This is a genomic window from Streptomyces sp. NPDC048288, assembly GCF_043201555.1.
In the GTDB taxonomy this organism is placed as follows: domain Bacteria; phylum Actinomycetota; class Actinomycetes; order Streptomycetales; family Streptomycetaceae; genus Streptomyces.
In genome coordinates this window covers 78022-104658 of the sequence record NZ_JBICZD010000021.1, presented here as the reverse complement: position 1 = coordinate 104658, position 26637 = coordinate 78022, and the positions used below count along the sequence as shown (strand labels likewise).

The following is a 26637-nucleotide window of genomic DNA, read 5'->3' as shown; positions in this document are numbered from 1 at the left end:
CTGCGCGATCCATCGCCGCCGCTGTCGTCGTCCTTGGAGTAATCAGACGGTGAGACGTACGTCCCGCGCCTCGACCATCACGCCTACCGCCACCGGATGCACACCACTTGCCGCAAAGACATCCACCGACGAACACCGGATGAACGCGGCGCCCGCCGCCCTCGATCTTGACTTCTCCGGTGAAACACCGGTCCTGGACCGCCAGCTGGCGTTGCCAGTATCAGGCAGCCAGAACTGATCGCCTCGAAGATGGTGAAGAGCCCAATCGATTGATGAAGCCGATCCGGAAATCCTGAATCGGCGGTATCACCTGCGCCGGGCAGCTAGCACAGCCGCCCGGCGCAGGCCATCAGTTCGACGCTATGTCCACCGCCTCGCGATTTTCTAGGATTTTGAGCAGCTCCACGAAAAGCCGCGCCACTACCTGCATCTCAGCCGCTCCGGAGATATCATCCACGTGACGGATCTCGTTCGGAGCAACTCCCAGTTTGGCAACTAGAAGCGCCCAGGAGAGATTTCCGCCGCTACCGAGGCTCTGCGCCAGGTAGACGGAGAATCCGTCCAGCAACTGGCCACCGGTTGCCGAGTTGCAGCCGATCACGAACGCGACAAACTCCCGATATCATCCGTTGAGCCCGTAGGCGTCTGGACTCTTTTGCACGCCCCTAAGCAACCGGCTGAAATCCATCCCTGCAACCTCACGGCTTCCACGGAATGGGCACCGTCACCTATTAAAGAGCGATCCTTTTCTCGTTTAGCCTCTCCGCAGGGGGGGCGAGTTCACCCGACTCGCCCCCACGACGTCTATGCACTCAGCTCACCGCGAGCGCTTCGATGGCCTCGTATCAGGTACGCGATCAATGAGTTCACGGACAATTCCTACGAGGGGCCCAAGTACTGATGTCGTTCGTCACCGGGGAACCCATGGACGCCCTTGTCTCGAATCTGCCACTCGGTCAGCCCTTCGACCTCATGCGTGAGCATGAACAGTCCTTGCACCTCGGAGTCCGCCTCATCGGCGGGCGGCAGGACAGCCATTTCCGTCAACTGGTCGCGCAGCCAGGGTACGTCCCCTTCTTGAATGTCACCGCCGTAAAAAACATACGACGTCCAATTGAACGGATGGGCCGGAAACCCCCACCCGCCGGAATAGTGATCACCAGCATGCTTCGCGATGATTTCCTTCACCATGGAAAGCTGAGCTTGATCACATTCCAGCCAACCTCGCACTGCCACATAAACGGCCACGATTCCGCCACCCTTCGATACCATTCTCGCCTTACGGAACGACCAGAGGTTCGGTGTCGATCACTGCCGGCATCTGGTAACGCTGAGTATATCTCCTGATGGCGTCGGTAACTCCCGACCCAGGAGGGCCATCGAACTGGAAGTACGGCACCCGCCCGGTGTCTTTCGCCATCTGGAACGTGGCTGCGGCCTGCTTTCGGAATGCCTTCCCCAGAACAAAATTCGCAGGCTTCGCCTGAGCCACGTATGTATCACTCACGGCATCGAATTCTCTGCCCGCTGGGTCGTTCTCGAACCTTACTCTTGATTCACCGCCGAGACGATCTGCCAATGCGTCAGCCGAGGCATCCGGCTTGTTGACCTTGACCAGGTTACCCATTCCGCCGTTCGTGGCAGAGGCCGAGGAGGACGATTCACCGCTGGCTTCCGACAGAGCCTTGTTGAGCCCGCTGTCGATGCGGTTGATGCCGTCCGCTGCGCCCATCGCGCCGGCGCCTGCGAGGGCGACGCCGCCTGCTGCTGCGGGGGCGCCGATGACGCAGCCGGCGACGGTGGTGCAGAGCAGGGCTCCGCCGACAGCTATATCGCCGCCGAAATTCATGGCGAAGATGCTGAGGGCTGTCTCGAAGCCGCCGGTCAGGATGTCGGTGTTGGTGAGGATGGCGGTGCCGTAGTTGATGGTGGTGTCCACGGCGCTGGACACCCAGTGCAGGAGCCCGCCACCACCTCCGCCGCTGCTGTTACTGCTCTTCTTTGTGCTGCCGGTGTTGCTCGTGGCGGCGGTGCCGCCGTTGGCGCGGCCGGTGGAGGGGTCGTATCCGACCTCTTTCTGCGTCTGCTTGTCGCAGTACTTGAGGTCGTACTGGCAGGAGTTGGGGCGGGAGCCGACTTCCGTGCCGGTGGGGTCGGCGAAGGTGGTGGGGTTGTTGTTGCCGTAGGTGTAACCGTTGAGGGACTGGTGCTGGTCGAGGCTGAGGAGAGGGTCGACGCTGATGAAGCGCCCGATGACCGGGTCGTAGTCGCGGGCTCCGATGTGGACGAGGCCGGAGGAGGAGTCGGCGGACTTGCCGAGGAAGGTCTTGTCGTCCGGCCAGGTTCCGGTGCCGCCAGTGCGGGATGTACCGAAGGGGGTGGTGTAGCGCTTGGTCACGGCCTGGGTGGTGGCGTCCAGGGACAGGGTCGCGGTGCCGTGCTGGTCCGCTGCGAGGTAGGAGAGGGTGGCGGTGCCGGATTTGTTGGTGCGGACCGCGATGGTGGTGGATCCGGCGGAGTAGTAGCGCTGGGCCCAGTACTTGGTGGTGGAGGTGCTGGTGTCCAGGTGGACTTCGGTGGCGCCGAGGTAGAGGACGGTCTCACCTGCGGTGTTGCGGCGGATGAGCAGGTTGCCTTCGGCGTCGTAGACGTATCCGGTGGTGCTGGTGCCCTCCACCAGTTTGCTCAGGCGGCTTTCGTTGTCCCAGGCCAGGGACTGGGAGGAGGTGCCATCGAGGCGGGTGGTGGTGTTGCCGGTGTCGTCGTAGCCGTAGGTGGCGGTGACTCCGGTGCAGGTGCTGCCTGTGGTGGTGGCGGCGAGTTGGTGGGGCTTGGTGGCGCTGTAGCAGTAGGTCTTCGTGGTGGTGACGCTGGTGGTGTGGGTGGTCTCGGTCTTGCGCAGACCTGAGTCCGTGTACGTGTACGAGGTCCAGTACGGGCTGGCGCCGCCGAGGTTGGCGGTGGTTCGGTTACTGGTGGTGCAGTCGGCGGTGGACGGGGTCCAGGCGTTGGTCAGGCGGCGGTAGCCGTCGTAGGTGAAGCACTGGTAGTCGGCCGCGCTCGTGCCGCCCAGGGTGGTGGGGTCACTGATCGCGGTGACGTTGCCGGCGTCGTCGTAGGTGTAGTTGAGGTCCTGCAGTTGGTAGCTGTGGGTCTGGTCGGTGACCGCGGACTCCTTCAGCCGGTCGGTGCCTTCCTCGTACTTGTTGGTGATGTACGCCTTCTTGGTGCCGGACGCGGACGACGTTCCCAGGGTGAGCTGTTCGGTCTGGCCGAGAGCGGAGTAGCTGGCGCCGAGGAGGTAGCCGGTGGAGCCGGTGACAGCCGTGGGCAGGCCCAGGCTGCTGTAGTCGGTGTTGATGGTTTCGGAGCTGAGTCCGCCGGCTGCGGGTTCGGAGGTGTACTGCTGGGTTCCGTCGAGGTTGTAGTTGGTGGAGAAGGTCAGCGTCGAGGACGAGATCGCGCCGGAGGTGACCAGGCTGTCGGCTGCGGGCAGCGTCAGTTGCGTGGTTGTGGCACGGTAGAGGTTGTCGTACGCCGTGACCTGCTTGGTGTAGGCACTGCCGGAGACTCCGCCGATGTAGCGGGTGGAGGAGTCCAGTTGGCCCTTGTACAGGGTGTCGTAGGCGTAGTGGGTGAGCTTGTTGGCGTCGACCTGTTCCTCCAGCGTGGAGGCGAGGTCGGCGTTGGAGGCGGCGCTCCAGGTGTCGGTGGTGCGGCCGAGGACGTCGTAGGCGTAGACAGTGACGCGTCCCGCGCCGTCCTTGGTCCAGGAGGTCTGGTCGAGGGTGGTGTAACCGGTGGTAGCAGTGCCCTTGTCGGGGTCGGTGGCGGAGGTCTGACGGCCGAAGAGGTCGTAGACGTAGGACCAGTTGCCGTCAGGGCCGGTGATCGCGGACTGCTTGCCGTCGCGGGTGTAGGCGTATGCGGTGGAGGTGTAGGCGGCGCCGGTGGTGGCCCCGTAGGCGGTGTCGGCCGGGGAGGTGCCGGCGTACTCGCGGCGTTCCACCGTCCGGCCCTGGGCGTCGGTGATGGTGCGGACCGCCGAACCGCCGGCGACAGCGGTAGTGGCAGTGGAGTCACCCGTGTAGGTGCTGGACGTGGACCATTTCTGCACGCCGTAGACGAGCAGGGTGTTCGACGTGGGGCGCTCGGCTCCGTCGAAGACGACCTCGGTCTGCTTGGGCGCTTCTCCGTACTCCGCCCGCGTGTAGGTCCCGGACGGGGCCGCCGTGGAGTCGAAGATGTCGGCGTACGTCTCGTAGGCCAGGCCGCGGCTGTCGTACCGGGTGTCCGTCAGCAGCCTGCCCCCGACCGCGGTCGGCGACTGCGTCTGCAGGGTACGCAGCAGGGAGTCGTAGAGGGTGTAGGTGGTGTTGTACGTGGTGCCATCGGCTTTGAGGGTCGACACCGACGTCCAGGACGGTGCGTCATTGGAGACCGAGTAGTCGTAGGTGTAGTTGGCGCTCTGTGACAGCGAGTGTGAGCGGTTGGGCAGCCATGTGGCGGTCTTACGGCCGAGGGCGTCGTACGTGCTCTCGGTGATCTTGTTATTGACGTCGTAAGCCTTGGTGGGGGTGCCCCGGGCGTAGTCGGCGTAGGTATAGATGTTCTGGGACTTGGGGTTGGTGACCTTGGTCCTGGTCAGAGGGCCGGCTGCGGTGGGGGTGTAGGTCGTGGTCGTGGTGTTGCTGCCGGCGTCTGTGGAGGTGAGGACGCGGCCGAGGGTGTCGTAGGTCAGCTTGGAGAGCGTCTGCCAGGTGCTCGGGGCGCGCTCGCCGCTGGTGGCCGTGGCCGGGTAGGCGGAGGCGCGGCCGGTCCAGGTGATCTCGCCCTTGGTTGGTGTCTGGGAGGTGGTCCAGGCGGTGGCCATGGCGTTGTCGTAGACGGTGGCCGTGTCGGAGAGGACATCGCCGCGGGTGGCGGAGGAGGTCGGCAGCGACAGGGAGGTCTCGGCGACCGAGCACGCCTTTCCGACCTTGCGGGTGCGGGAGACCAGGGAGTTGATGCCCAGGGTGTCGTTGCGTGCGTACCAGGTGCGGGTGCAGGTTTCGTCGCCGGTGACGGCGGTGTCGCCTTCGTCGTAGACCTTGGTGGGCATGCCGTAGTCGTCGAAGTCGGTGGTCGAGGTGGCGCTGGTACGCCACTTCGCCGTGGCGGTGAGATAGGTGTGGGTGTAGGTCTTCGCGGTGCGGACGTAGTACGCCTCGGTGTCGGCGTACGACTTGTGCTGGGTGGCCGTCTTCTTCAGCCAGGGGTCGTTGACCTTGACCGTCACGGGCGTCGAGCCGTTGTAGGTGATCTGCTCGCGTAGCTGGCCGACGTAGGGGTCGCTGTCGGTCTGGTCGGCCACGTCCAGGCCGGTGAAGTCGATTCCGGCGACGGAGACGGAGCGCGTCGTGCCGTCCTTCTGCTTGTCGCCGTTCATGCCCTGCAGGTAGAGCGAGACCGTCTTGGACTGGGTGCCGTCGGATTCGCCTGTGGTGTCGGTGACCTTGCCGTAGCCGCGCCAGATGGACCAGGTGCGCTCGTCGGCCGGGGTGATCGGGTCGTCGTTGTAGTGCCAGGCCGGGGCGGAGTAGCTGTAGGCATGCTCGACCGCGAGGTTCTGGCCGGTCGGGTCGGAGGAGAGGACCGCCGTCACGCGGTATTTGTGGAACCAGTCGATCGACGATTCGCTGGCGCCGTTGATGTGCCAGTAGCTCGGGTAGCAACTCTTGGTGTCGTTGTCCTCGGCGGCCGGCATATTGGAGCCGCGTACGCATTCCGGGTCGGACAGGGTGACGGTGGTGATCGCGCCGGTCTCGGACGTCACCGTCTCGATGCGCGGGCGGGTCAGCGGGAGGATGTCGTCGGAGTTGGAGTCGACCCGGTTGGCCCGCATCTGGTAGCCGAAGGTGACCGGGTCCAGGGCGATGTCGGTGCCGTTCTTGCCCGTGTGTTTGATGGACTTCAGCACGAGGGTCTGGTCGGAGGTGTCACCGATGTCGCCGCCGTCCAGGAACGCCTGGGTCAGGGCCCAGGCGTCGACGGCGGTGAAGGCGCTGGAGGCGGCCGACCATGCATAGGTGTCGATGCCGGTCAGGCGCTTGCGGGTGAAGAACGCGGGGCTCTTGGCGTCGCAGTCGGCGTCCTTGGCGCAGATGGAGTCGTAGGGGACGTCCGGCCAGTTGTCGGCGGTGGAGTCGGTCAGCGAGGAGCAGTCGGCGGCGGTGCAGCGCTCGTCGTAGGAGAAGGTGACCTTGTCCGAGGTGACCCCGCTGAACAGGGTGTCCTTGTTCTGCCCGTAAAGGATCTTGGTGAGGTAGCCGCCCCGGGTGTACGCGGTGGTGGCGGTGTCGGCGCCGTTCTTGGCGTAGTAGTTGGTTTCGGCGGTGTACCAGTAGGTCATCGCGTTGCCGACCGGGTCCTGGACGTAGTCCAGGTTCCAGCGCCAGGCTTGGGTGAGGGAGCGGCCGGAGAAGGAGTCGCCGTTGTCGTAGCCGGGCTCGCCGGAGTCGTCGCCGTAGACCGGTACCGTCCATACGGAGTTGGTCCGCTCGGTGTCGGCACCGCTCAGCTTGTTGAGGCCGAAGACGTATTTCGTGCCGTCACCTGTGATGACCGTCCAGTACTCGCCGTCGTTGTCGCCGTTGTCGGCGCCGGTGGAGTGGGTGACGGTGGACGCGTCGTCGTCGCTGAGCCGCCACACGCCGGTGGTGTCGTCCTTGACCAGTTCGCTGGACTTGCCGTTGAGGACGAGCGAGGCGTTGTCGTACTTCCAGCACTGGTCGTATGTGGTGTCCTGGCCGTCGTCGTCACAGGAGCCGTAGGAGCGTTCGACGTAGGAGGACGTGAGGTCGAAACCTTCGCCGATCTGCGTGGCCTGGTTGTTCGAGGACGCCGTCTTGCCGTCCGAACTGCCGGAGTCGTAGGACAGCGACAGCGTCGGGGAGGGGCCGGCCGCGGCCGGGGGCGCGCTCAGCGGGTAGGACCAGGTGAAGGCGCCGGAAGAGCCGCCTGCTTCCCAACTGGACGAGGACGACAGGGGTGAGGCGGAGTAGTTGCCCGAGCCGGAGGCGGACTCGCCCGCGGAAGCGGTCACCGCGAGGACGGTGGCCGAGGCGGTGACAGCCGACACCGCGGAAGCGCTCTTCAGGCTGGTGGTGGCAGCCGAAGTGGAGGCAAGGCCCACCCGTGCCGAGACGGCCTGGCCGGAGATGTCATTGCGCGAAGCGAGCGGAGTCTGCACCCGGCACGCCGCCTTCTTCGGCGTGGTCAGGGCGCAAGCGGGCAACCGGACCAGTTTCAGGCGGCCCGACCAGCCACCACCGTACGCGGACGCGAACGCTGAGTAGTCCACGCTCACTTCGGCTTTGCCGGGACTGGCGGCGGTCGCGGTGAGCAGGATCCCCTTGATGCCGGCCGCCTCGGCGGCCTTGTGACTCAGGACGCGCACCCGCGCCTGGCCGCCGACAGCGTCCTTGCCGCCGTCCCAGGTGATCGTCACCGGCAGTCCGCCGGCGGTGAGCTTCGCTCTCCCGTGTGCCGGGATCTGTGCTGTGTCCTCGGCTGCCGTGGGCCAGGTCGTCTTCTGCTCTGCCGCTGCCCGCTTGGCTTGGGCTGCGTTGGCTGCCTTGGCCTTGGCGACCGTGGCGCGGGCCTTCTTGGCTCCCAGCCCAGCCACCGTCCGGACCTTGCTCACGCGCTGATCGGCCACCGCGGGCTTACCGAGGCCGCTCGTGGCGGCAGCCGCAACCGGTGTCAGGGCGGCCGGGACGGTCAGGGCCAGGGACAGGGTCACCACTAGCGGCGCCCAGCGGGTTGGTATTCGGGAACGCACGAAACCCCCAGGTGAAGAAGGATCGGAAAGTCCGAGAGCGGGGCGGACAGGCTGCGACGGACGTCAACGCCTCGGCGTGACAGGGTCGGTGGTGGCGCGAGCCGCAAGCCGTGTGATGGTGAAGCGAGGCGGGGGGCGTTGCCTGTCGCCGCCCGCCCCAGCGGTTTGGCGGCGGGATCAGTCCCCGACGGTGTTGGCGATCTGGTCCTGGCTGGCCATGGCACCGGCCCAGACACGGATGTCGGTGATGGATCCGGGGAGGTAGTGGCCCCAGGAGGAGCTCACGAAGCCCTTGCCGACCGCGAAGTCACCGGATCCGACGACAGCCGTGTAGGCAGTGTCGTCACCGTTCTGGTTGAGCCCGAGATAGAGGCTGATCGTGCCGGACTGAGCGTCGTAGACACCGGTCATACGCACCGGACTGCCCAGCGTGGCGGCGTCGTTGGACGTGACACCGGTGAAGGTGCCGTCCGCGTTGAGGCGCCCGAAGTGCCACACGCCGACAGGCACCGTCGTCTCCGTCTCCGGGTCGTCCTCGATGCTCTTCAGCTCGTACCAGAAGCCCCAGGCGGAACCGTCGGCACTACGCTGTCCGATCACCTGAGCCGTGTAGCCCACGCTCTTGGTCAGGAGCGCATCGCTGTCCAGCTGTACGGCGGTGGTCACGGTGAAAGAGCCGGTCTCGTCCACCAGTGGTCCGGAGGCCGTGGCTGCGTCGTCCGTTCCGTCGAGCACGATCCCCTCACCGTCGAGGGACGCGCCGCCCGACAGGGTGAGCGAGCGGCCGTAGCCGGAGTCGGTGTCCGCGAGGGTGGTGCCGGCGGCGTCGGCCGGATTCCAGGAAGCCACCAGTTCGGCCCCCGCGTAGCCGGTGGAATTCAGCAGCCGTGCGTCCTGGGAGACCAGGTCGTCGCTGAGTTTGGTCTGCCAGGCCCGGACCTCGTCGATCTGGCCGCCGAAGTAATCGGTGGGAGACCCTGCCGTGTAGAGGGTCCGGCCGATCAGGAAACTGCCGTTGGCGGCCGCGGGCTGCCCGGCGTCCAGCGCGACGGGGGAACCCTGGGGCTTTCCGTTGACATACAGCTGGATGGTGTTGGCGTCCGAGTCGTAGACGCCGGCTAGGTGCGTCCATACCCCGAACGGAATCGACGTCTGGTTGGCGTACGACCGGATGATGTGCGAGGTTCCGGCCGAGTCACGCCAGTGCCAGTTGAAGATCCAGCCCTTGTAGGAGGTCGAGTAGTAGAGCGAGAACCCCGACGCGGTGGCATCCGTACCCACCTGCGACACAACGGCATAGTTGTGTGCCGGAGCCGAAGCGATGCGGGCCCAGGCCGACACCGTGTAAGAGGCCCGTGTCTCCAGTACCGCGCCGGAGGTAGCCGCATAGCCGGCGGAGCCGTCCAGGCTCAGCCCGGTGTCGGTGACCGGGGTGGCGAGGTCGTTGCCACTGGCGTCCTTGGTGATGACACCGCGCCGACCACGTGCGTCGCGGGAGGCACCCGAAGCGGAGAGAGCGGCGTTGTCCTGATCGGCCGTCACCGTCGTCGAGGTGTCGATCGCGGCGCCGCTGGTCTCGTCGAAATGCCACTGCCCGACGGGGCCTTCGCCCTCGGCGACCACGAAGTCGATCGCGTTCTGGGCACCCCAGCCGATGGTGTCCTTGGCGCGCACGTAGATGGTGTACGTGCCTGAGGTGCTCGGAGTGATGTCCCTGGTCACCGTTGCGCCGGAGATCGCGGAGGACCAGGAACTCTCTGTGGAGAGCTTGTACTGGTAGGCAGTGTTGGTGTCCCCCGAGTGAGGGGTGAAGGTGAAGGTCGCCTTCACACCAGGGCCGCCCCCCGGTTCGCACGCGTTGGCCGTGCACCGGGAATACGGGCTGGCCACCGCGATACCCGGAGCCTTCGGACGTGTTGAGTCGACTTTGAAGTAGCACCATCCGGTGGTGGAGGCGTTGGACGCAGAGGAGAGGTGGCTGGCGTAGCTGTTGTAGTAGGAACGGGTCCAGGAGCGGTATCGGTACAGGGTGCCGTCGGTCAGTGTCGGTGTGGTCGCGTAGAGCTTGTCGTTGTCGGAGGCATGGCCGCTGGTGGGCCGCTCCATCTCATCGACAGCCTGGGACCAGGAGTCGCTACTGGCGGTGTACTTGTCGAGGTCAAAAGCCGCGCGCAGAAGGGCGTCGTCCTCGCCGCCCTTGGCCGTCTGCACAGTGGCGGTCAGCTGCGGGGTCGGGTCCGAGACGATCAGCGGGTCACTCTGCTTCGTCTCGCACTGAGTGCCATCACCCGTCACCAGACCGATCGAGGTCGGCTTGGCCGGGATACCGACGAAATCCACGACCAGCACCGCGTCGTCGTCGAACCGCTTCCAGCCATTGGGATCGGACTCGTCGTGAGCCTTCAACATCAAAGTGAGACGGGAGAAATCACCAGCAGCGAACTTCTTCACAGTCGAGGTGAGGTTCTCATTGGTCTCGGTGGAGCTGTCGTTGAACTCGATGGCCTTGTCCGGCTGACTGGGCTCGCACGCGGAACCCCGGCCGGCCGAGACGTACCGGTCGACCATCAGGTCCCAGTTCTTCGTCGGGCCGGGCCAGGTGGTGGACGAAGTGATGTTCCCCGTACGCACCAGATCCACCCAGGACGGCTCGCACGACATCGAGAACCGCTCCGTGACCTTGAAGGTGGCATCCAGCACCTGCTTGCCTGCCAGCTTGCTCGGCGAGAACTCGAAGTACATCCGGTTCTTGTAACCCGAACCGCAGGGGTAGGCGTAGCCGCCGCTCACATAAGTGCCGCAGTAGCCGACGCCCTTGCCGTCGTCACCGCCGGAGAAGTTGTAGAACGTGTCCCCGTCGGACGACAGCAGGGTGCGCTCCGACTCGCCCCACGACACCTCCGGGTCGATGTACAGCGGGTACACCGTGTCCGCGCCGGTCAGCAGATTCGCGTCCGGCACCACCGTGACCGAATCCGTGTCGGCCGACACGGGCAGCACCACAGAAGTGTCACCGTCGCTCGGGCCCGCCGTGGGGTCCGCCGATGTCTCGCCGGAGCCGTCCTCGGCCGGCGCATCCTGAGCTGACCCCGATGCATCACTCACCGACGTCGACCCGAACGAAGCCTGCGACGCGGTCACCGTTGAGGTGGTCCCCGATGAGGCGGTCGCATCACCCGCGGAATCCCACATCTGCGCAGCCGGGGCACGGAAGACCGTGTTGCCGTCGGCGTCCACCGCCGACAGGCCACCACCCCCGTCCCGCACAGTGAGTCCATCGGCCCGCATGGAGAAGTCGAGCTTCTTCAACTCCGGGTTGGCAGCCGCCTGGGCGCTCTTGACCACCAGCACCTGCCGAACGCCCTCCACGGTAGCCGTCATCCGCAGGTCCACACCCGGCAGCACGTCCGCGTACAGCGCGGACGCACCGTCCAGCGTCGGCTGCGGAAGCTCCCCCGGCCAGCCCAAGGACAGCGACGCCCCGCCCTCGGACAGCTTCACCAGAGCATCGCCATCGCCACCGTCCGACAGCGAGATACCCAACACCGCGGCCTTCGGCCCGATCGAACCATCAGCTCGCCGCTCCAGCGTCGCGTCCGGCGTCGCCCACGAACCGTCAGCGACCCTGGCCCGCACGGGAACCACCGACTGCACCAGCTTGAACGTCAAGCCGTCAGGATTCGCATAGGTTGTCGAGTACTCGGTGCGCTGGCCCACCACCTCAACCTGCTCGCCGGACTCAGCTGCCTGCGCCGCGGCGGCCTGCGCCTCCGACATCGCATCCGCGTGAGCCGTCGGCGCCGACACGACCACCACGGGGAGTCCTGCCAATAGTGCCGTTGCCACCGCGCCTGAGAGGACTCGTCTCACGCTCCACCTGCTGTGTCCAGCGGAACTGCTGTGCCCCCCGTGCGCACCGGCATGACGGCGCGACACACCCCACCCCATAGCCCCCACCCCACCTTTATGAGATCTTTACAATTTGAAGATCTAAGTCGCCGCACCCGTGTCGAGTCAACACTTTCAAGCAGGCGAAATTGGCAGGGACAGATCATGGCTTGAAACGAGTCACCTCTCACAGGAGAGGCACAGATAGAGGAGCGTCCCGCGCCGAGTCACATAGGCCACGGCAGCGAGTACACCGGCATGCAGCAGAGCGAACTCGACCGAACCGCACCACAGTGCTCAGTCCTGCGTCCGGCACAGGTGCACGTCCCCTAAGTCGGCGAGGCCCCAGCTCACCACTCGTCCGAGGTGGCCGCTGATCGAGAATGCCAGGACGACGGCGCCAGCCACCCACTGGCAACAGGACCAGCACATGCAGCACCCTGCGGAGAGACGGACCATGCCGGGCGAGGCAAGGCGACCAGCAGGGCCACACCCGACGCGCATCGAGCAGTCCCACGGACGGCTGCCTCCACGGCCAGCGCGGTTGCCGAGCCCCGAGTGGACAGCCCGTGGCAATCGATACACCGCCGACGGCACCCACGTGCGCGACGCGATCACCATGAGCGGTCGCGTTCGCCTTCGGGTCGGGCATTCCGTGGCGCGGGATATGGCCGCTGATGGCGCATGCGGTTGACGACGACGGCGACTACTACGGTGACAGCGACATCGCGTGGCTGCTCGGCACACGGCTGAGCGCCTACCTGGTGACCGACCGCAGTGAGGGCACCACGGTCTACCGGCTCTTCCACGACCTCCTGCGCAACACCCTCAAAGAACGCTGGCAGGAACTGCTCACCGATCGGCCATCGGCCTGAGGCCCTGAACCGGGGCGAGCTGTATGTCAGCGGCTCTGCCGTCACCCGCTGCTATCTTGAGCGTCCCGCGGTCGACGAGCGAGTCCCCGTACAATCCCTCGGCATTCTGCCTGGTTCAGGACAACCACCTCACGCTCCGTCAGAAAGAGCGTCGAACGAGCGTCAAGACATTTCCCGAACCCGTCCTCACGAAGTTGAGGCAGAGCGTTCTCGACCAGGCCCCCGCTGCGAAACCGCACGTGAAACCCGTGTCGGGAACCTGCAGCTTGCTCCACGCGGTGGACTTCGGAAACAGGTCGAGCACTTCCGGCTACACCTGAAAAACCCAAGAAAGTCGCAGGTCAGAGCCCCTTTGCAGCAGGCTCCAAAATCGCCACGCATTCCACGTGCGAAGTCATCGGAAACAGATCGAACGCCCTCAGTGTCCGCACCCGGTACCCCCCGTCCCGGAAGTACGCCAGGTCGCGGGCGAGGGCGGCCGGGTCGCAGGCGACGTAGGCGATGCGGCGGGCGCCGAGGGACGACAGGTGGGCGACCGTCTGGCGGCCGGCGCCCGCGCGGGGCGGGTCGAGGACGATGAGGTCGACCTCGGTGATGCCGGTGCGCGGGAGGACGGACTCGACCTTGCCCTGTTCGATACGGACGCGGGGGAAGTCGGCGAGGTTGTGCCGGGCGTCCTCCACCGCGCGCTTGCCGGACTCGATGCCGAGGACCGCGCCCTTCTCGCCGAGGCGGTCGGCGAGGGCGCCGGCGAAGAGGCCGACGCCGCAGTAGAGGTCCAGGGCCATCTCGCCCTTGCGCGGGAGGAGGCCCTGCATGACCGCCGTGACCAGGGTGTCCGCCGCCTTCGGGTGGACCTGCCAGAAGCCGCCGCTGCCGACGCGGTGGGTGCGGCCGTCGGCGCGCTCGCGGACGAAGGCGCGGCCGTGGACGCGGTGGATACCGCCGTCGTGCTCGTCGACACGCATGACCGAGACGGGCCGGTCGAGTTCGACGAGGGGGAGGCGGGCGCCGGGGCGCGGTTCCAGGATGACCATGCGGTCCTGGGAGCCCGTCGCGGCGATCGCGTCGACCGAGACCATGCCCGACCAGTCGCGCTCCTCGATGCCCAGCTCGCTGATGCCCGGCGCCGCGATCATGCAGTGCTCGATCGGCTCCACCTCGTGCGAGCGGTGCCGGCGCAGTCCGGCGTTGCCGTCGGCGTCGACCGCGTACTGCACGCGCGTGCGCCACTGCGGCACCTCGCCGGCCGGCAGCTTGTCGCCCTCGGCGGGCATCACCGTGCCGTCCCAGCCGGCCTCCTCGGGCGTGAGGCCCGCGAGCCGCCGCAGCTGTTCGGCGATCACCTCGCCCTTGAGCCGGCGCTGGACACCCGGCTTGGCGTGCTGCCAGTCGCAGCCGCCGCAGCGGCCGGGGCCGGCGTAGGGGCAGGGGGCCTCGACCCGGTCCTTGGACGCGTCGAGGATGTCGACCGCGTCGGCGCGCAGGAAGCGGGCCCCTTCCTCGCCCTCGGTCACCCGGGCCACGACCCGCTCGCCGGGCAGCGCGTGCCGGACGAACAGCACCTGGCCCTCGGCGGTGCGGGCGATGCAGTGCCCGCCGTGCGCGACCGGGCCGACCTCGACCTCGTACTCCGTCCCCACCAGCGATTTCTTCGGTTCTGCCTGCATGAGTGGGGTGACTCCAGAGAGAGGGGAGGGGAACGGCCCGGGCGGGGGCCGACGACAGCCCACCAGTCTACGTCGTTCCCGGCGTCCTTCGTCGCCCATCGGGTTCCCGGCGCCCCCGTCCCGCTCAGCTGCCGCTGGGCTCCTTCGGCCTCGCCTCCGCCGGACCACGCCGTACCGCACCCGGCGCGTTCCAGTCCTGCCGCTTGCGGGCCCGGATCTTGGCCGCCTCGGAGGAGGCCAGCTGGTAGGGCACGGAGGTCACCATGACGCCGGGGGTGAAGAGCAGGCGGCCCTTCAGCCGCAGCGCGCTCTGGTTGTGCAGGATGTGCTCGTACCAGCGGCCGACGACGTACTCGGGGATGATCACGGAGACCGCGTCGCGCGGCGACTGGGCGCGCAGGCCCTTCACGTACTCGATGATCGGCCGGGTGATCTCGCGGTAGGGCGAGTCGAGGACCTTCAGCGGCACGTCTATCCCGCGCCGCTCCCACTCCTCGCGCAGCGCCTTCGTCTCGGCCGGGTCGACGTTGACGGTGAGCGCCTCCAGGGTGTCCGAGCGCATCAGCTTGGCGTAGGCCAGGGCGCGCAGGGTGGGGCGGTGGATCTTGGAGATCAGCACGACCGAGTGGACGCGGGAGGGGCGGACGAGGTCGTCGTCCGGTTCCTCGGGGGCCGAGATCTCCTCGGAGACGCGGTCGTAGTGCTTACGGATCGCGGTCATCGTGGCGTAGAAGATGCACATGCCGAGCAGCGCCACCCAGGCGCCGTGGGTGAACTTCGTGACCAGGACGACGACCAGCACCAGGCCGGTGAAGAAGGCGCCGAAGGCGTTGATCGCGCGGGAGCGGATCATGTGGCTGCGCTTGGCCGGGTCCTTCTCCACCGCCAGGTGGCGGTTCCAGTGCCGGACCATGCCGGTCTGGCTGAGCGTGAAGGACACGAACACGCCGACGATGTAGAGCTGGATCAGCCGGGTCGAGTCGGCGCCGTAGATGACCACCAGCAGGGCGGCGGCCCCGGCCAGCAGCACGATGCCGTTGGAGAAGGCGAGCCGGTCGCCGCGGGTGTGCAGCTGGCGGGGCAGGTAGCGGTCCTGGGCGAGGATCGAGCCGAGGAGCGGGAAGCCGTTGTAGGCCGTGTTGGCGGCCAGGAAGAGGACCAGGGCGGTGGCGGCGGCGAGCAGCACGAACAGGAAGCTGCCCTTGCCGAAGACGGCCTCGGCGACCTGGGAGATCACCGGGTTCTGGACGTAGCCGGAGCCGATCGGGACGCCGCCCCGGAGCAGGTCGCTGGCCGGGTTCTCGGCCATGCGGACCTTGGTGACGGCGGCGAGCGCGATGATGCCGCAGAACATCGTGACCGCCAGCAGACCCATCATGGCCAGCGTGGTCGCCGCGTTCTTGGACTTCGGCTTGCGGAAGGCCGGCACGCCGTTGGAGATGGCCTCGACACCGGTGAGCGCGGCACAGCCGGAGGAGAAGGCGCGCAGCAGGAGGAAGACCAGGGCGAAGCCCGCCAGGCCCTGGTGCTCGGCCTTGATGTGGTAGTCCGCGGTCGGGGCGCGCATCGTGTCCCCGAGGACCAGGCCCCGGAACGCGCCCCACGCGATCATGATGAAGACGCCGCCGACGAACACGTACGTCGGGATCGCGAAGAGCTTGCCGGACTCCTTCACGCCGCGCAGGTTCATCAGCGTGAGCAGCACGATCACGGTGACCGCGCAGAGGACCTTGTGCTCGACGACGAAGGGGATCGCGGAGCCGAGGTTCTCGATGCCGGAGGCGATGGAGACGGCGACGGTCAGGACGTAGTCGACGAGCAGGGCGCTGGCGACGGTGAGGCCGGCCTTGGCGCCGAGGTTGGTGGTGGCGACCTCGTAGTCGCCGCCGCCGCTCGGGTAGGCGTGCACGTTCTGCCGGTAGGAGGCGACCACCGTGAACATCAGCACCACGACCGCGACCGCGATCCAGGGGCTGAAGTGGTAGGCCGACACGCCCGCGATGGACAGGACCAGCAGGACCTCCCCCGGCGCGTACGCGACGGAGGACAGCGGGTCGGAGGCGAAGACGGGGAGGGCGATGCGCTTCGGCAGGAGCGTTTCGCCCAGCCGGTCACTGCGCAGTGCGCGCCCGATCAGGATCCGTTTGGGCACGTCGGTCAGTTTGGACACGAGAGAGGATCGTAGGCCTTCCACCTGGCAGGTCTCCAGCCGCAGTGCGGGATCTGCCTCACGGGTGAAAAAGATGACGTATGGAACTGCGGATTCCGCAGCTTACGCCCGATCCGTGCCTAGATGGCAGACCCCGCCTGTCGTCGCACTTCGGAGGTCCCGTGCCCGCAACCGCAGAGCTGATCGGTGGAGCGGTAGCCCTTGTCGGCCTCGGAATCCTCACTGCCTGGAGCGTGCGCAGCATCACTCGGCGATGAGCGTCGCCAGGGGGTGCCCGGCCGGGACGGTGCGTGTGTAGCTTGGGGCTCGGTCTGAGACCCTGATGGGGCTGAGCAGTAACTTTTGGACACCGGAAGGACGGTCGTGCACATCGTCATCATGGGCTGCGGCAGAGTGGGTTCCGCTCTCGCCCAGACCCTGGAGCAACAGGGGCACACGGTCGCCGTGATCGACCAGGACCCCACCGCCTTCCGCAGGCTGGGCCCCGGGTTCGGCGGCCGCCGGGTCACCGGGGTCGGCTTCGACCAGGACACCCTGCGCGAGGCCGGCATCGAGGAGGCGGGCGCCTTCGCCGCCGTCTCCAGCGGTGACAACTCGAACATCATCTCCGCACGGGTGGCCCGCGAGATGTTCGGCGTGGAGAACGTCGCGGCCCGGATCTACGACCCGCGGCGCGCCGAGGTCTACCAGCGCCTCGGCATCCCGACCGTCGCCACGGTCCGCTGGACCGCCGACCAGATGCTGCGCCGGCTGCTGCCCTCGGGCGCGGAGCCGCTGTGGCGCGACCCCACCGGCGGGGTCCAGCTCGCCGAGGTACATGTCTCCCCGAAGTGGGTCGGCCACAAGATCAGCAAGCTGCAGGAGGAGACCGGCGTCCGGGTCGCGTTCCTCACCCGGCTCGGCGAGGCGATGCTGCCCACCTCGCAGACGGTGCTGCAGGAGGGCGATCTGGTGCACGTGATGATGCGGACGGACGACGTCGACAAGGTCGAGGCCGCCTTCGCCGGGGGTCCGGAAGAGGAGGGCGGTCACTGATGAGGGTCGCCATTGCCGGTGCCGGCGCCGTCGGCCGCTCGATCGCGGGCGAGCTGCTGGAGAACGGCCACGAGGTGCTGCTGATCGACAAGGCCCCGACCGCCATCTCGGTGGAGCGGGTCCCCCAGGCGGAGTGGCTGCTCGCCGACGCCTGTGAGATCACCTCCCTCGACGAGGCGGCGCTGCAGCGCTGCAACGTCGTGATCGCCGCGACGGGCGACGACAAGGTGAACCTGGTCGTCTCGCTCCTCGCGAAGACGGAGTACGGCGTTCCGCGCGTCGTCGCCCGGGTCAACAACCCCAAGAACGAGTGGCTGTTCAACGAGGCCTGGGGCGTGGACGTGGCCGTGTCCACCCCGCGTCTGATGTCGGCGCTGGTCGAGGAGGCGGTGAGCGTCGGCGACCTGGTCCGGCTGCTCCGCTTCAGCCACGGCGACGCCAACCTCGTCGAGCTCACCCTGCCCGAGGAGTCGGCGCTGGCCGGCACCCAGGTCGGCGACGTGGAGTGGCCCGAGGACACCTCGCTGGTCACGATCATCCGCGGCACCCGGGTCCTGACCCCGTCCCGCGAGGACTCCCTGGAGGCGGGCGACGAGCTGCTCTTCGTCGCCGCCCAGGCCCGCGAGGAGCAGCTGGAGGACCTGCTGTCGGTCCGGCGGGAAGACGTCTGACGTACCGCGCGTGCAAAAGGGGGCGCTCTCCGCGCGGAGAGCGCCCCTTCCGTCGTATCGGTGGCTACTTGCGGTGGCGGCCGCCGGCGGCCTCGCCGCCCTCGGTGGCCAGCGCCGCCTTGCGCTCCTCCTCGGCCTTCTCGGCCTCCTCCATCTCCGCGAACACGTCGATCGGAGCCGGCGCCTTCGCCAGGAAGACCCAGGTGAGCCAGACGGCGAGCAGGAACGGCGGGATCTTCAGGGCGACCAGCACCCAGCCGAGCTGCGCGGTGTTGGCCCACCAGTACAGCGGGAAGAGGATCGCGCACTTGGCGAGCAGGATCAGGCCCCACGCCCAGCTGGCCTTGGCGTAGGCCTTCTTGCGGCCGGGGTTGCGGGTGCGCCAGGAGAGGTTCTCCTTGAAGACCGGGCCGAGGATCAGGCCGATCAGCGGCACCCCGCACAGGGTCGTGATGATGTACGCCAGCGCCAGGCCCAGCGTGTAGAGCATGCCGGGCAGGTAGAAGTCCTTGGCGTTGCCGGTCATCATCGCGAACACGACACCGAAGGCGACGCCGAAGACACCGCTGAAGGCGTGCTTCACGGTGTCCCTCATGACGAGGCGCACCACGACCAGCACCACGGAGACCGCGAGGGCGGCGATCGCCGACCAGTGCAGGTCCTTGTTGATGGTGAAGATCGTGACGAACAGCAGGCCCGGCAGGACGGTCTCGACCATGCCGCGCACGCCGCCGAAGGCCTCGAACAGCGCGGCCTCGGTCACCGCCCGCGCATCGTCCCGCGCCTGCGTGTCTTCGGTCGGCTTGTCGAGCGACGTCACCGGCTACTCCCTACCGAGGGGTCTCAGTTCGTACTTGGGATTGAACAGCACCCGGCGGCCCCGGCTCATCGAGATCCGGCCAGATGCGATCAGCCTGCGCCCCGGTTCTATGCCCACGATGGAGCGCCTGCCGAGCCACACCACGTCCAGCGCGGCGGAGCCGTCGAACAGCTCGGCCTCCAGGGCCGGGACTCCGGCACGCGGCCGCAGGGTGACCGTGCGCAAGGTACCAGTAACGGTGACGATCTGCCGGTCGTGGCAGTCGCCGATCCTGGTGCAGCCCGCCGTGTCGGCGTCCTCGCGCAGCTCCTCCGACTCCAGGTCCTCCTGGGAGGTGGAGAGCCGGTCGAGCATGCGCCGGAACCGGCCGGCCGGCTTTTCGGAACGAGGAACAGCACTCATGTCTGAAGCGTACCGGGACCCGCCGACACCGCCGTAGTCAAGCTCACTTCGCGACCCGGCTCACTTCTCGAACCGGTATCCCATACCCGGTTCGGTGATGAAGTGCTTCGGGTGCGAAGGGTCGGCCTCCAGCTTCCGGCGCAGCTGGGCCATGTACACGCGCAGGTAGTTGGTCTCCGTCCCGTACGACGGCCCCCAGACCTCCTGCAGCAGCTGTTTCTGGCTGACCAGCCGGCCGGTGTTGCGGACCAGCACCTCCAGCAGGTGCCACTCGGTCGGGGTGAGCCGGACGTCCTTGCCGGCCCGGTTGACCTTCTTGGCGGCCAGGTCGACGGTGAACCCGTCGGTCTCCACCAGGACGTCGTCCTCGCCGCCCCCGGCGACGGGCTCGGCACGGCGTACGGAGGCCCGCAGCCGGGCCAGCAGCTCGTCCATGCCGAAGGGCTTGGTGACGTAGTCGTCGGCGCCCGCGTCGAGCGCCTCGACCTTCTCGTCCGAGGAGTGCCGGGCGGACAGCACCAGGATCGGCACCCGGGTCCAGCCGCGCAGCCCCCTGATCACCTCGACGCCGTCCATGTCGGGCAGGCCGAGGTCGAGGACGACCACGTCGGGGTGGCGGGAGGCGGCCAGTTCGAGGGCGGTACGGCCGTCGGGGGCCGCGTCGACCTCGTACTTGCGCGCCTTGAGGTTGATCACGAGGGCGCGCACGATCTGCGGCTCGTCGTCGACCACGAGCACCCGGGTCATGAGGCCTGCCTTTCCGGTTCTGCTGTTGCCTGCGGCGCGGTGACCGATCCTGCCGCGCGGAGGCTGAGGACCATGGTGAGCCCGCCGCCGGGCGTGTCCTCGGCGTTGAGGGTGCCGCCCATCGCCTCCGCGAAGCCCCGGGCGACCGCGAGCCCGAGTCCGACCCCGGCGCCGCGCGGAGCGTCACCGTAGCGCTGGAAGGGTTCGAATATGCGGTCTTTGGCGTCGTCGGGCACGCCGGGCCCGCGGTCCACGATCCGCACCTCCACCCGGTCGGCGATGGCGCTCGCGGAGACGAGCACGGGCCGGTCGGACGGGCTGTACTTGACGGCGTTCTCGACCAGGTTGGCCACCGCCCGCTCCAGGAGCCCGGCGTCGGCCTCGACCATCGGCAGGCTCTCGGGGACGTCGAGGTCCACGCTGCCGTCCGGCACCCCGACCAGCGCCATCGGGACCACCTCGTCGAGGTCGAACTCGCGGACGATCGGGACGACGGTGCCGGTCTGCAGCCGGGACATGTCGAGGAGGTTGCCCACGAGGTGGTCGAGCCGGTCGGCGCCCTCCTCGATGCCCTCCAGGAGTTCCGCCCGGTCCTCCTCGGACCAGTCCACGTCGTCCGAGCGGAGCGAGGTGACGGCCGCCTTGATGCCGGCCAGCGGGGTGCGCAGGTCGTGGCTGACGGCGGCCAGCAGCGCCGTGCGGATCCGGTTGCCCTCGGCGAGGGCGCGGGCCTGCTCGGCCTCCTCCCGCAGGCGTCTGCGGTCCAGTACGACGGCGGCCTGGGCGGCGAAGGCGGCGAGCACCCTGCGGTCCTCGGCGGGCAGCACCCGGCCGGTCAGCGCGAGGGCCATGTGGTCGCCGACGGGCATGTCGACGTCGGCGTCCTCGGGCCGGCCGAGGGCGGGTCCGAAGCCGGCCCGGCCCGCGCAGGTCCAGGGGTCCACGTCGCTCGCCCGTTCCAGCAGGGCGGCGGACTCCATGCCGAAGGTCTCCCGGACCCGTTCGAGGAGCGCGTCCAGGCTGGTCTCGCCTCTGAGCACGTTGCCGGCGAGGAAGGAGAGGATCTCCGACTCGGCGCGCAGCCGGGCCGCCTGGTGGGTGCGGCGGGCGGCGAGGTCCACGACCGAGGCGACGGACAGCGCGACCCCGAAGAAGATCACGATGGCGACGATGTTCTTCGGGTCGGCGACGGTCAGCCGGTGCAGGGGCGGGGTGTAGAAGTAGTTCAGCAGCAGCGACCCGAAGGCCGCCGAGGCCAGCGCCGGGAAGAGCCCGCCGAGCAGCGCGGCCGCGACCGTGAAGGTCAGGAACAGCAGCATGTCGTTGGCGAGGCCGAGGGCGACGGTGTTCAGCAGCACCGCCATGGCGGCCGGGCCGGCCAGGCCGACGATCCAGCCCGCGATGATCCGGCCGCGCCCCAGCCGTGCGCCCCGCGTCACGGGCAGCCCGCGCCCCTTCCCGGCCTCGTCGTGGGTGACGATGTGGACGTCCAGGTCCGGCCCCGACTCGCGGGCGACGGTGGCGCCGACGCCGGGCCCGAGGACGTACTGCCAGGCCTTGCGGCGCGAGGAGCCGAGCACGATCTGGGTGGCGTTGACCCCGCGCGCGAAGTCGAGCAGGGCCGCCGGTATGTCCTCGCCGACGACGTGGTGGAAGGTGCCGCCGAGGTCCTCGACCAGGGTGCGCTGGACGGCGAGTTCCTTCGGGGAGGCGGAGGTCAGGCCGTCGCTGCGGGAGATGTAGACGGCGAGCACCTCGCCGCCGGCGCCCTTCTCGGCGAGCCGCGCGGCCCGTCGTATCAGCGTCCGCCCCTCGGGACCGCCGGTCAGGCCGACGACGATCCGCTCCCGTGAGCCCCAGATCGCGGACACCCGGTGTTCGCTGCGGTACTGCTTCAGGTACTCGTCGACCCGGTCGGCGACCCAGAGCAGGGCCAGTTCGCGCAGGGCGGTGAGGTTGCCGGGGCGGAAGTAGTTGGACAGGGCCGCGTCGACCTTGTCGGACGTGTAGATGTTGCCGTGCGCCATGCGCCGGCGCAGCGCCTGGGGCGACATGTCGACCAGCTCGATCTGGTCCGCGCGCCGGACCACCTCGTCGGGCACGGTCTCGCGCTGGCGCACGCCGGTGATGGACTCCACCACGTCGCCGAGGGACTCCAGGTGCTGGATGTTGACGGTCGAGACCACGTCGATCCCGGCGGCGAGCAGTTCCTCGACGTCCTGCCAGCGCTTGGCGTTGCGGGAGCCCGGGATGTTGGTGTGCGCGAGTTCGTCCACCAGGGCGACGGCGGGGGCGCGGCGCAGTACGGCGTCCACGTCCATCTCGGTGAAGGCGGCGCCCCGGTACTCCAGTTCCCGGCGCGTGACCTGTTCCAGGCCGTGCAGCATCACCTCGGTGCGCGGCCGGTCGTGGTGCTCCACGAAGGCGACCACGCAGTCGGTGCCCCGTTCCACGCGCCGGTGCGCCTCGGACAGCATGGCGTAGGTCTTGCCCACGCCCGGTGCCGCGCCGAGGTAGATCCGAAGCTTGCCGCGTGCCATGGCCCCATTGTCTTCCCGTGACTGCCGTATACGCAGCGTCGACCTTACGGCCAACAATCCCGGTGGACGGGGCGGGGAGCCGGGTGGCGGGCATCTTTGACACAACCCTGATGGGCGCCGGTGCCGCAGGTCCGGCGCCCTGCCGGTGGCTCAGTTGGGGTTGTCACCGTGGGTGAGGGTCTCCCAGGCGACGAAGAGGTTGTTGGTGCCCGCGGGGCGGTTGTTCCGGGTGAGTGTCTGGGTGTTGGTCATGGCGATGCCCAGCCGGTTGTGGAGGGCGTTGTAGCCGACCTCGGTGACGGGTCCGAGGCCGAGGGTGAGGGAGCCGCCGCAGAGCCAGCCGGGGACGGCGGTGCCCAGCTGGTACTTGGCCTGGAAGCCGAGCGCCTGGCGCAGCCGCTCGCCGACGTCCGTGCCGTACAGGTCCTCGCCCTGGATCCGGCTGGTCTCGGCGATGTGCGAGATGGAGGAGATGCCGTACCCGGTGTGCGTGAGGTCCCGGCAGGTCTCCTGGGTGAGGCCGGTGACGAAGGTGGACTGGCCCTGCCAGTAGGAGACGATCTTGGCGGTGGTGTCGAGGTTCTGGCTGGGCACGGTCTTCGGCACCGACCCGTCGGAGGCCAGGTAGACATAGGCGGCCGCGCGGGTGCGGAACTTGGCCATGGCCGTGTCGTACGACGTCTTGTCCTCCAGGAAGACGGAGATGCCGACGGCGGCCTCCATCATCGTCAGCTCCCAGTTGCCGTTGGAGTTGGAGCCCTTGATGACGGTGGGGAGGTAGACGTTGCGCAGCATGGTGGCGAAGCGGGCCTGGTTGGCCCAGGTGCCGGTGTACGTGTACTTGATGATCTCGGCGGCCTTGGGCCAGGAGGAGCCGGCCCAGCCGGTCTGCAGGGGCGCGTTGCTGTTGGTGTGGCTGGTGATGGTGGCCGACCAGGCGTCCATGATCTGGATGGCCTTCTGGGCGTACCGGGCGTCCTTGGTGATGTACCAGGCGAGGGCGTCGGTGTACGCGGCGATCGCGTCCTCGCGCTCGTCGGTGCAGCCGTAGTTCGGGTTCGAGTACGACCCGCACTCGACCGTCGCCCGGGGCGCGGGCGTGCGGTTCAGGTCGGCGTACTTGCTCGCCATCATCTGGTCGTAGGCCGCTTTCCAGGGCTGGGCGCCGGCCAGCACCTCGGTGCGGGCGAAGTCCAGCTGGGCCCTGGAGACGGTGACTCCGGGGTGCGCGAAGGTGCTGGGGGCGGCCCGCGCCGGCCAGGAGAGGGCTCCGGCGAGAAGGGCGACGACGGCCACGAGGAGTCCGGTTCTGCGCATACCTGAAGGCCTTTCGTTCATGTGAGTGAACGTGAGGCGCCTTTATGAACGGCGCGTGAGCCGTGACCGTAGGTACAGACCAATGTGCCGTCAAGGGGTCGCGCACGCAGAAGAGCCGCACCCCGAAGGGTGCGGCTCTCGAACGTTCTCCCGTGGAGCGCCTACCGGACCTCGGTGATCTCCGGTCCGCGCTGGAGCTGGCCCATGCCGCCGGAGAAGCGCGAGGACTCCTCCTGCTGGACGCCTTCGGGCACCATCTGGGCGTCGTTCGGCAGCTTCAGGACGATCGGGTCGCGGGGCGCCATCGGGCCCTCACCGCGGACCACGACGGTGTCCCGGAAGATCTGCTCCAGCAGACCGGCGGCCTGCGGCTGCACCGCGCCCTGCCCGGAGATCACCCCGCGCAGGAACCAGCGCGGGCCGTCCACACCCACGAACCTGACGACCTGGAAGCCGCCGGTGCCGTCCGGCAACTGCACCGGCACCTGGGCGCGCAGCTCCCAGCCCAGCGGACCCTCGACCTCGTCGACGATGCCGCCCTGCTGGGTGATGCCGGAGCCGATCTCCTCGCGCACCTCGCCCCAGATGCCCTCACGCTTGGGCGCGGCGAAGGCCTGGAGCTGGACCGCGCTGTCGCGCAGCACGACGGTCGCCGCGACGATCGCGTCGCCCGCGACCTCGACCCGGAGCTCCATGCCGTCCACGCCGGGCACGAACAGACCGCCGAGGTCCACCCGGCCCTCGCCGGGCTCGCGCACCTCGGTGGCGTCCCACGGCCCGTCGGGCCGGGGCTCCGGTTCCAGGCGTACGCGCTCGCGCACGCCCTCTTCCTCGTCCGCCTCGGTGTCGACGCTGTCGACGACCTGCTCGGCCTCGCCGGCCGCGTCCTCGGCGGCACCCTTCTTGTTGCGACGTCCGAACACGTCACTGTCCTTCCCGGTCGGATACGACCGAAGCGTATCGATTCCCACCCGTCCGACCGCCCTCGGCGGCCTGACCGCTTGTGCCGCTCACGTCGCCCACCGCGGCGTGCCCGCCGGTGGACCCGAAGCCCCCCTCGGCCCGCGCCGAATCGGGAAGCTCCGCGACCTCCTGGAAGCGGACCCTCTCGACCTGCTGGACGACCAGTTGGGCAATCCGGTCGAAGCGCTCGAACCGCACGGCCTCGCGCGGGTCGAGATTCACCACGATCACCTTGATCTCCCCACGGTACCCGGCATCAATCGTCCCCGGGGCATTCACGAGGGCCACACCGCACCGGGCGGCGAGCCCCGAACGAGGGTGCACGAAGGCCGCGTACCCGTCCGGGAGGGCGATCGACACCCCCGTGGGCAGGACGGCCCGCTCGCCGGGCTTCAGCTCGCACGCCTCGGTGGTGCGCAGATCGGCTCCCGCGTCACCGGGGTGCTCGTACGCCGGAAGCGGTACGTCGGGGTCGACACGGCGGATGAGGACGTCGAGAGGGCTCACGGTACGGGCGGGGCTCACGGGATACGGAGGACTTTCGGGGTGCGGCGGGGCTGCGGGGTGCGAGGGGCTCGCGGGGGTCACGGGTTCACCTCGAAGGCACGGGCGCGGCGGACCTGGTCCGGGTCGCTCATGGCGGCCTGGATCTCCGTCTGCCGGCCGTGGTCGACGAAGTGCTCGACCGGGACCTCGATGAAGAGGGCGTCGGCCCGGACCGCGACCGGGCCCTCGGGGCCGTCCACGCGTCCGGTGGCGGTCGAGTAGATCTTCCGGCCGGCCACGGCGACGACCTCGGCCTCCAGATGGAGCGTGGTGCCGACGGGCACCGGCCGCACGAAGTCGGTCTCCAGCCGTCCGGTGACCGCGATCTTCCGCAGCAGCCAGTTCAGCGAGCCGAGCGTCTCGTCGAGGGCGCTGGCCAGCACTCCGCCGTGGGCGAGGCCCGGGGCGCCCTGGTGGGCGGGGCGCACGGTGAACTCGGCGGTGAGGGAGACTCCCTCGCCCGCCCGCACCTCCAGATGCAGCCCGTGCGACTGCCCATGGCCACACCCGAAACAGTGTTCGTAGTGGGCACCGATGAACTCACCGGGCGCGGGAGCATCGGGGTGCCGCACCGGTTTCTCGGCGTAGGCGGGGGGCTGAAGAGCTGCGGAACTACCACTCACAGGCGCAGACCTTACCCGCGCGTCCGGTGAATCCGGACACCGTGCCAAGCTTGGCCCCATGCAGCTCTCCGCCACCCCGTACGAAGAACGCCTCACCGCCCCCCGGTCGTGGTGGTTCGTCAGCTTCCTGGTCGGCGTCTCGTTCGCCCTGATCCTGCTGCCCTTCGGCACCCTGCCGATGCTCGGCGGCCTGGCCGGCGGCACGGCGGCGGCAGCGGTGGTGGCCAGCTCGTACGGCTCCCCGCGCATCCGGGTCGTGGGCGACTCGCTGATCGCGGGCGAGGCGAAGATCCCGGTGTCGGCCCTGGGTGAGTCGCACATCCTCGACCCCGAGGAGGCGCGCGCCTGGCGCACGTACAAGGCCGACGTCCGCGCCTTCCTGCTGCTGCGCTCCTACATCCCCACCGCGCTGCGCGTGGAGGTCACGGACCCGCAGGACCCGACGCCCTACCTGTACCTCTCCACGCGCGAGCCGGAGGCCCTGGCGACGGCCATCGCGTCGGCGAAGACCGCGACCGCGAAGCCTTAGCACGCCGACCGGCGTTCCC

19 protein-coding genes are annotated in these 26637 nt (G+C 68.5%); 5 read left to right on the top strand and 14 right to left on the bottom strand.

What is annotated here, in order from left to right; all coding sequences use genetic code 11:
* On the top strand, positions 1 to 238 hold a 238-nt coding region (locus tag ACGFZS_RS46275), incomplete at its 5' end, for a hypothetical protein (RefSeq protein WP_393800235.1).
* Between the two features lie 111 nt (positions 239 to 349).
* Here the strand turns inward: ACGFZS_RS46275 and ACGFZS_RS46270 are convergent.
* The 4 genes from ACGFZS_RS46270 to ACGFZS_RS46255 all read right to left on the bottom strand — a co-directional run bounded on the left by ACGFZS_RS46270 (position 350) and on the right by ACGFZS_RS46255 (position 11599).
* Entirely contained in the window at positions 350 to 601 is a 252-nt protein-coding gene (locus ACGFZS_RS46270) for a hypothetical protein (protein ID WP_393800234.1), read from the bottom strand.
* 278 nt (positions 602 to 879) lie between these two features.
* A complete protein-coding gene (locus ACGFZS_RS46265) occupies positions 880 to 1248 on the bottom strand; it encodes a hypothetical protein (RefSeq protein ID WP_393800233.1) in 369 nt (122 codons plus the stop codon).
* A gap of 31 nt (positions 1249 to 1279) precedes the next feature.
* Positions 1280 to 7786, bottom strand: coding sequence for a restriction endonuclease fold toxin (locus ACGFZS_RS46260; RefSeq protein WP_393800232.1), 6507 nt, complete (start codon positions 7784 to 7786; stop codon positions 1280 to 1282).
* Between the two features lie 213 nt (positions 7787 to 7999).
* Positions 8000 to 11599 (bottom strand): LamG domain-containing protein, encoded by a 3600-nt coding sequence (locus ACGFZS_RS46255; protein ID WP_393800237.1) that lies wholly within the window; start codon positions 11597 to 11599, stop codon positions 8000 to 8002.
* Positions 11600 to 12387: 788 nt separating this feature from the next.
* Here ACGFZS_RS46255 and ACGFZS_RS46250 point away from each other — a divergent pair.
* Positions 12388 to 12585 carry a hypothetical protein gene (locus ACGFZS_RS46250; RefSeq protein ID WP_393800231.1) on the top strand — a complete coding sequence of 66 codons (198 nt, stop codon included), beginning with the start codon at positions 12388 to 12390 and terminating at the stop codon, positions 12583 to 12585.
* Between the two features lie 341 nt (positions 12586 to 12926).
* Here ACGFZS_RS46250 and ACGFZS_RS46245 read toward each other — a convergent pair whose 3' ends face one another.
* Both ACGFZS_RS46245 and ACGFZS_RS46240 read right to left on the bottom strand, forming a co-directional pair.
* The gene (locus tag ACGFZS_RS46245) at positions 12927 to 14255 is read right to left on the bottom strand and encodes a class I SAM-dependent RNA methyltransferase (RefSeq protein WP_393800230.1); all 1329 of its coding nucleotides are present in this window, start codon (positions 14253 to 14255) and stop codon (positions 12927 to 12929) included.
* A 124-nt stretch (positions 14256 to 14379) separates the two neighbouring features.
* A complete protein-coding gene (locus ACGFZS_RS46240; RefSeq protein ID WP_393800229.1) occupies positions 14380 to 16425 on the bottom strand; it encodes an APC family permease in 2046 nt (681 codons plus the stop codon).
* Between the two features lie 363 nt (positions 16426 to 16788).
* On the opposite strand from ACGFZS_RS46240, the gene ACGFZS_RS46235 reads away from it, so the two are divergent.
* Both ACGFZS_RS46235 and ACGFZS_RS46230 read left to right on the top strand, forming a co-directional pair.
* Complete coding sequence (locus ACGFZS_RS46235) at positions 16789 to 17460, top strand: TrkA family potassium uptake protein (RefSeq protein ID WP_355709980.1); 672 nt, start codon at positions 16789 to 16791, stop codon at positions 17458 to 17460.
* Positions 17460 to 18131 (top strand): TrkA family potassium uptake protein, encoded by a 672-nt coding sequence (locus ACGFZS_RS46230; protein ID WP_351710019.1) that lies wholly within the window; start codon positions 17460 to 17462, stop codon positions 18129 to 18131. The genes ACGFZS_RS46235 and ACGFZS_RS46230 overlap by 1 nt, the downstream gene beginning before the upstream one ends.
* A 64-nt stretch (positions 18132 to 18195) precedes the next feature.
* Here the strand turns inward: ACGFZS_RS46230 and ACGFZS_RS46225 are convergent, their stop codons facing one another.
* The 8 genes from ACGFZS_RS46225 to ACGFZS_RS46190 all read right to left on the bottom strand — a co-directional run bounded on the left by ACGFZS_RS46225 (position 18196) and on the right by ACGFZS_RS46190 (position 26089).
* Positions 18196 to 18951 (bottom strand): DUF3159 domain-containing protein, encoded by a 756-nt coding sequence (locus ACGFZS_RS46225; protein WP_393800228.1) that lies wholly within the window; start codon positions 18949 to 18951, stop codon positions 18196 to 18198.
* A gap of 3 nt (positions 18952 to 18954) precedes the next feature.
* Positions 18955 to 19353, bottom strand: coding sequence for an OB-fold nucleic acid binding domain-containing protein (locus tag ACGFZS_RS46220; protein ID WP_355709974.1), 399 nt, complete (start codon positions 19351 to 19353; stop codon positions 18955 to 18957).
* Between the two features lie 60 nt (positions 19354 to 19413).
* Positions 19414 to 20100 (bottom strand): response regulator, encoded by a 687-nt coding sequence (locus ACGFZS_RS46215; RefSeq protein ID WP_359210871.1) that lies wholly within the window; start codon positions 20098 to 20100, stop codon positions 19414 to 19416.
* The gene (locus ACGFZS_RS46210) at positions 20097 to 22640 is read right to left on the bottom strand and encodes an ATP-binding protein (protein ID WP_393800227.1); all 2544 of its coding nucleotides are present in this window, start codon (positions 22638 to 22640) and stop codon (positions 20097 to 20099) included. Before ACGFZS_RS46210 ends, ACGFZS_RS46215 begins: the two co-directional genes overlap by 4 nt.
* 150 nt (positions 22641 to 22790) lie before the next feature.
* The gene (locus ACGFZS_RS46205; protein ID WP_393800226.1) at positions 22791 to 23957 is read right to left on the bottom strand and encodes an alginate lyase family protein; all 1167 of its coding nucleotides are present in this window, start codon (positions 23955 to 23957) and stop codon (positions 22791 to 22793) included.
* A gap of 161 nt (positions 23958 to 24118) precedes the next feature.
* The gene (locus tag ACGFZS_RS46200; protein ID WP_365686126.1) at positions 24119 to 24880 is read right to left on the bottom strand and encodes a DUF3710 domain-containing protein; all 762 of its coding nucleotides are present in this window, start codon (positions 24878 to 24880) and stop codon (positions 24119 to 24121) included.
* A 1-nt stretch (position 24881) separates the two neighbouring features.
* Positions 24882 to 25427, bottom strand: a complete 546-nt coding sequence (dut, locus tag ACGFZS_RS46195; RefSeq protein WP_355709964.1) for a dUTP diphosphatase — start codon at positions 25425 to 25427, stop codon at positions 24882 to 24884.
* Between the two features lie 77 nt (positions 25428 to 25504).
* Positions 25505 to 26089 carry a PaaI family thioesterase gene (locus ACGFZS_RS46190; protein ID WP_355709962.1) on the bottom strand — a complete coding sequence of 195 codons (585 nt, stop codon included), beginning with the start codon at positions 26087 to 26089 and terminating at the stop codon, positions 25505 to 25507.
* Between the two features lie 58 nt (positions 26090 to 26147).
* Between ACGFZS_RS46190 and ACGFZS_RS46185 the strand changes: the two genes are divergently transcribed.
* Entirely contained in the window at positions 26148 to 26618 is a 471-nt protein-coding gene (locus ACGFZS_RS46185) for a DUF3093 domain-containing protein (RefSeq protein ID WP_355709960.1), read from the top strand.
* Positions 26619 to 26637: the final 19 nt, after the last annotated feature.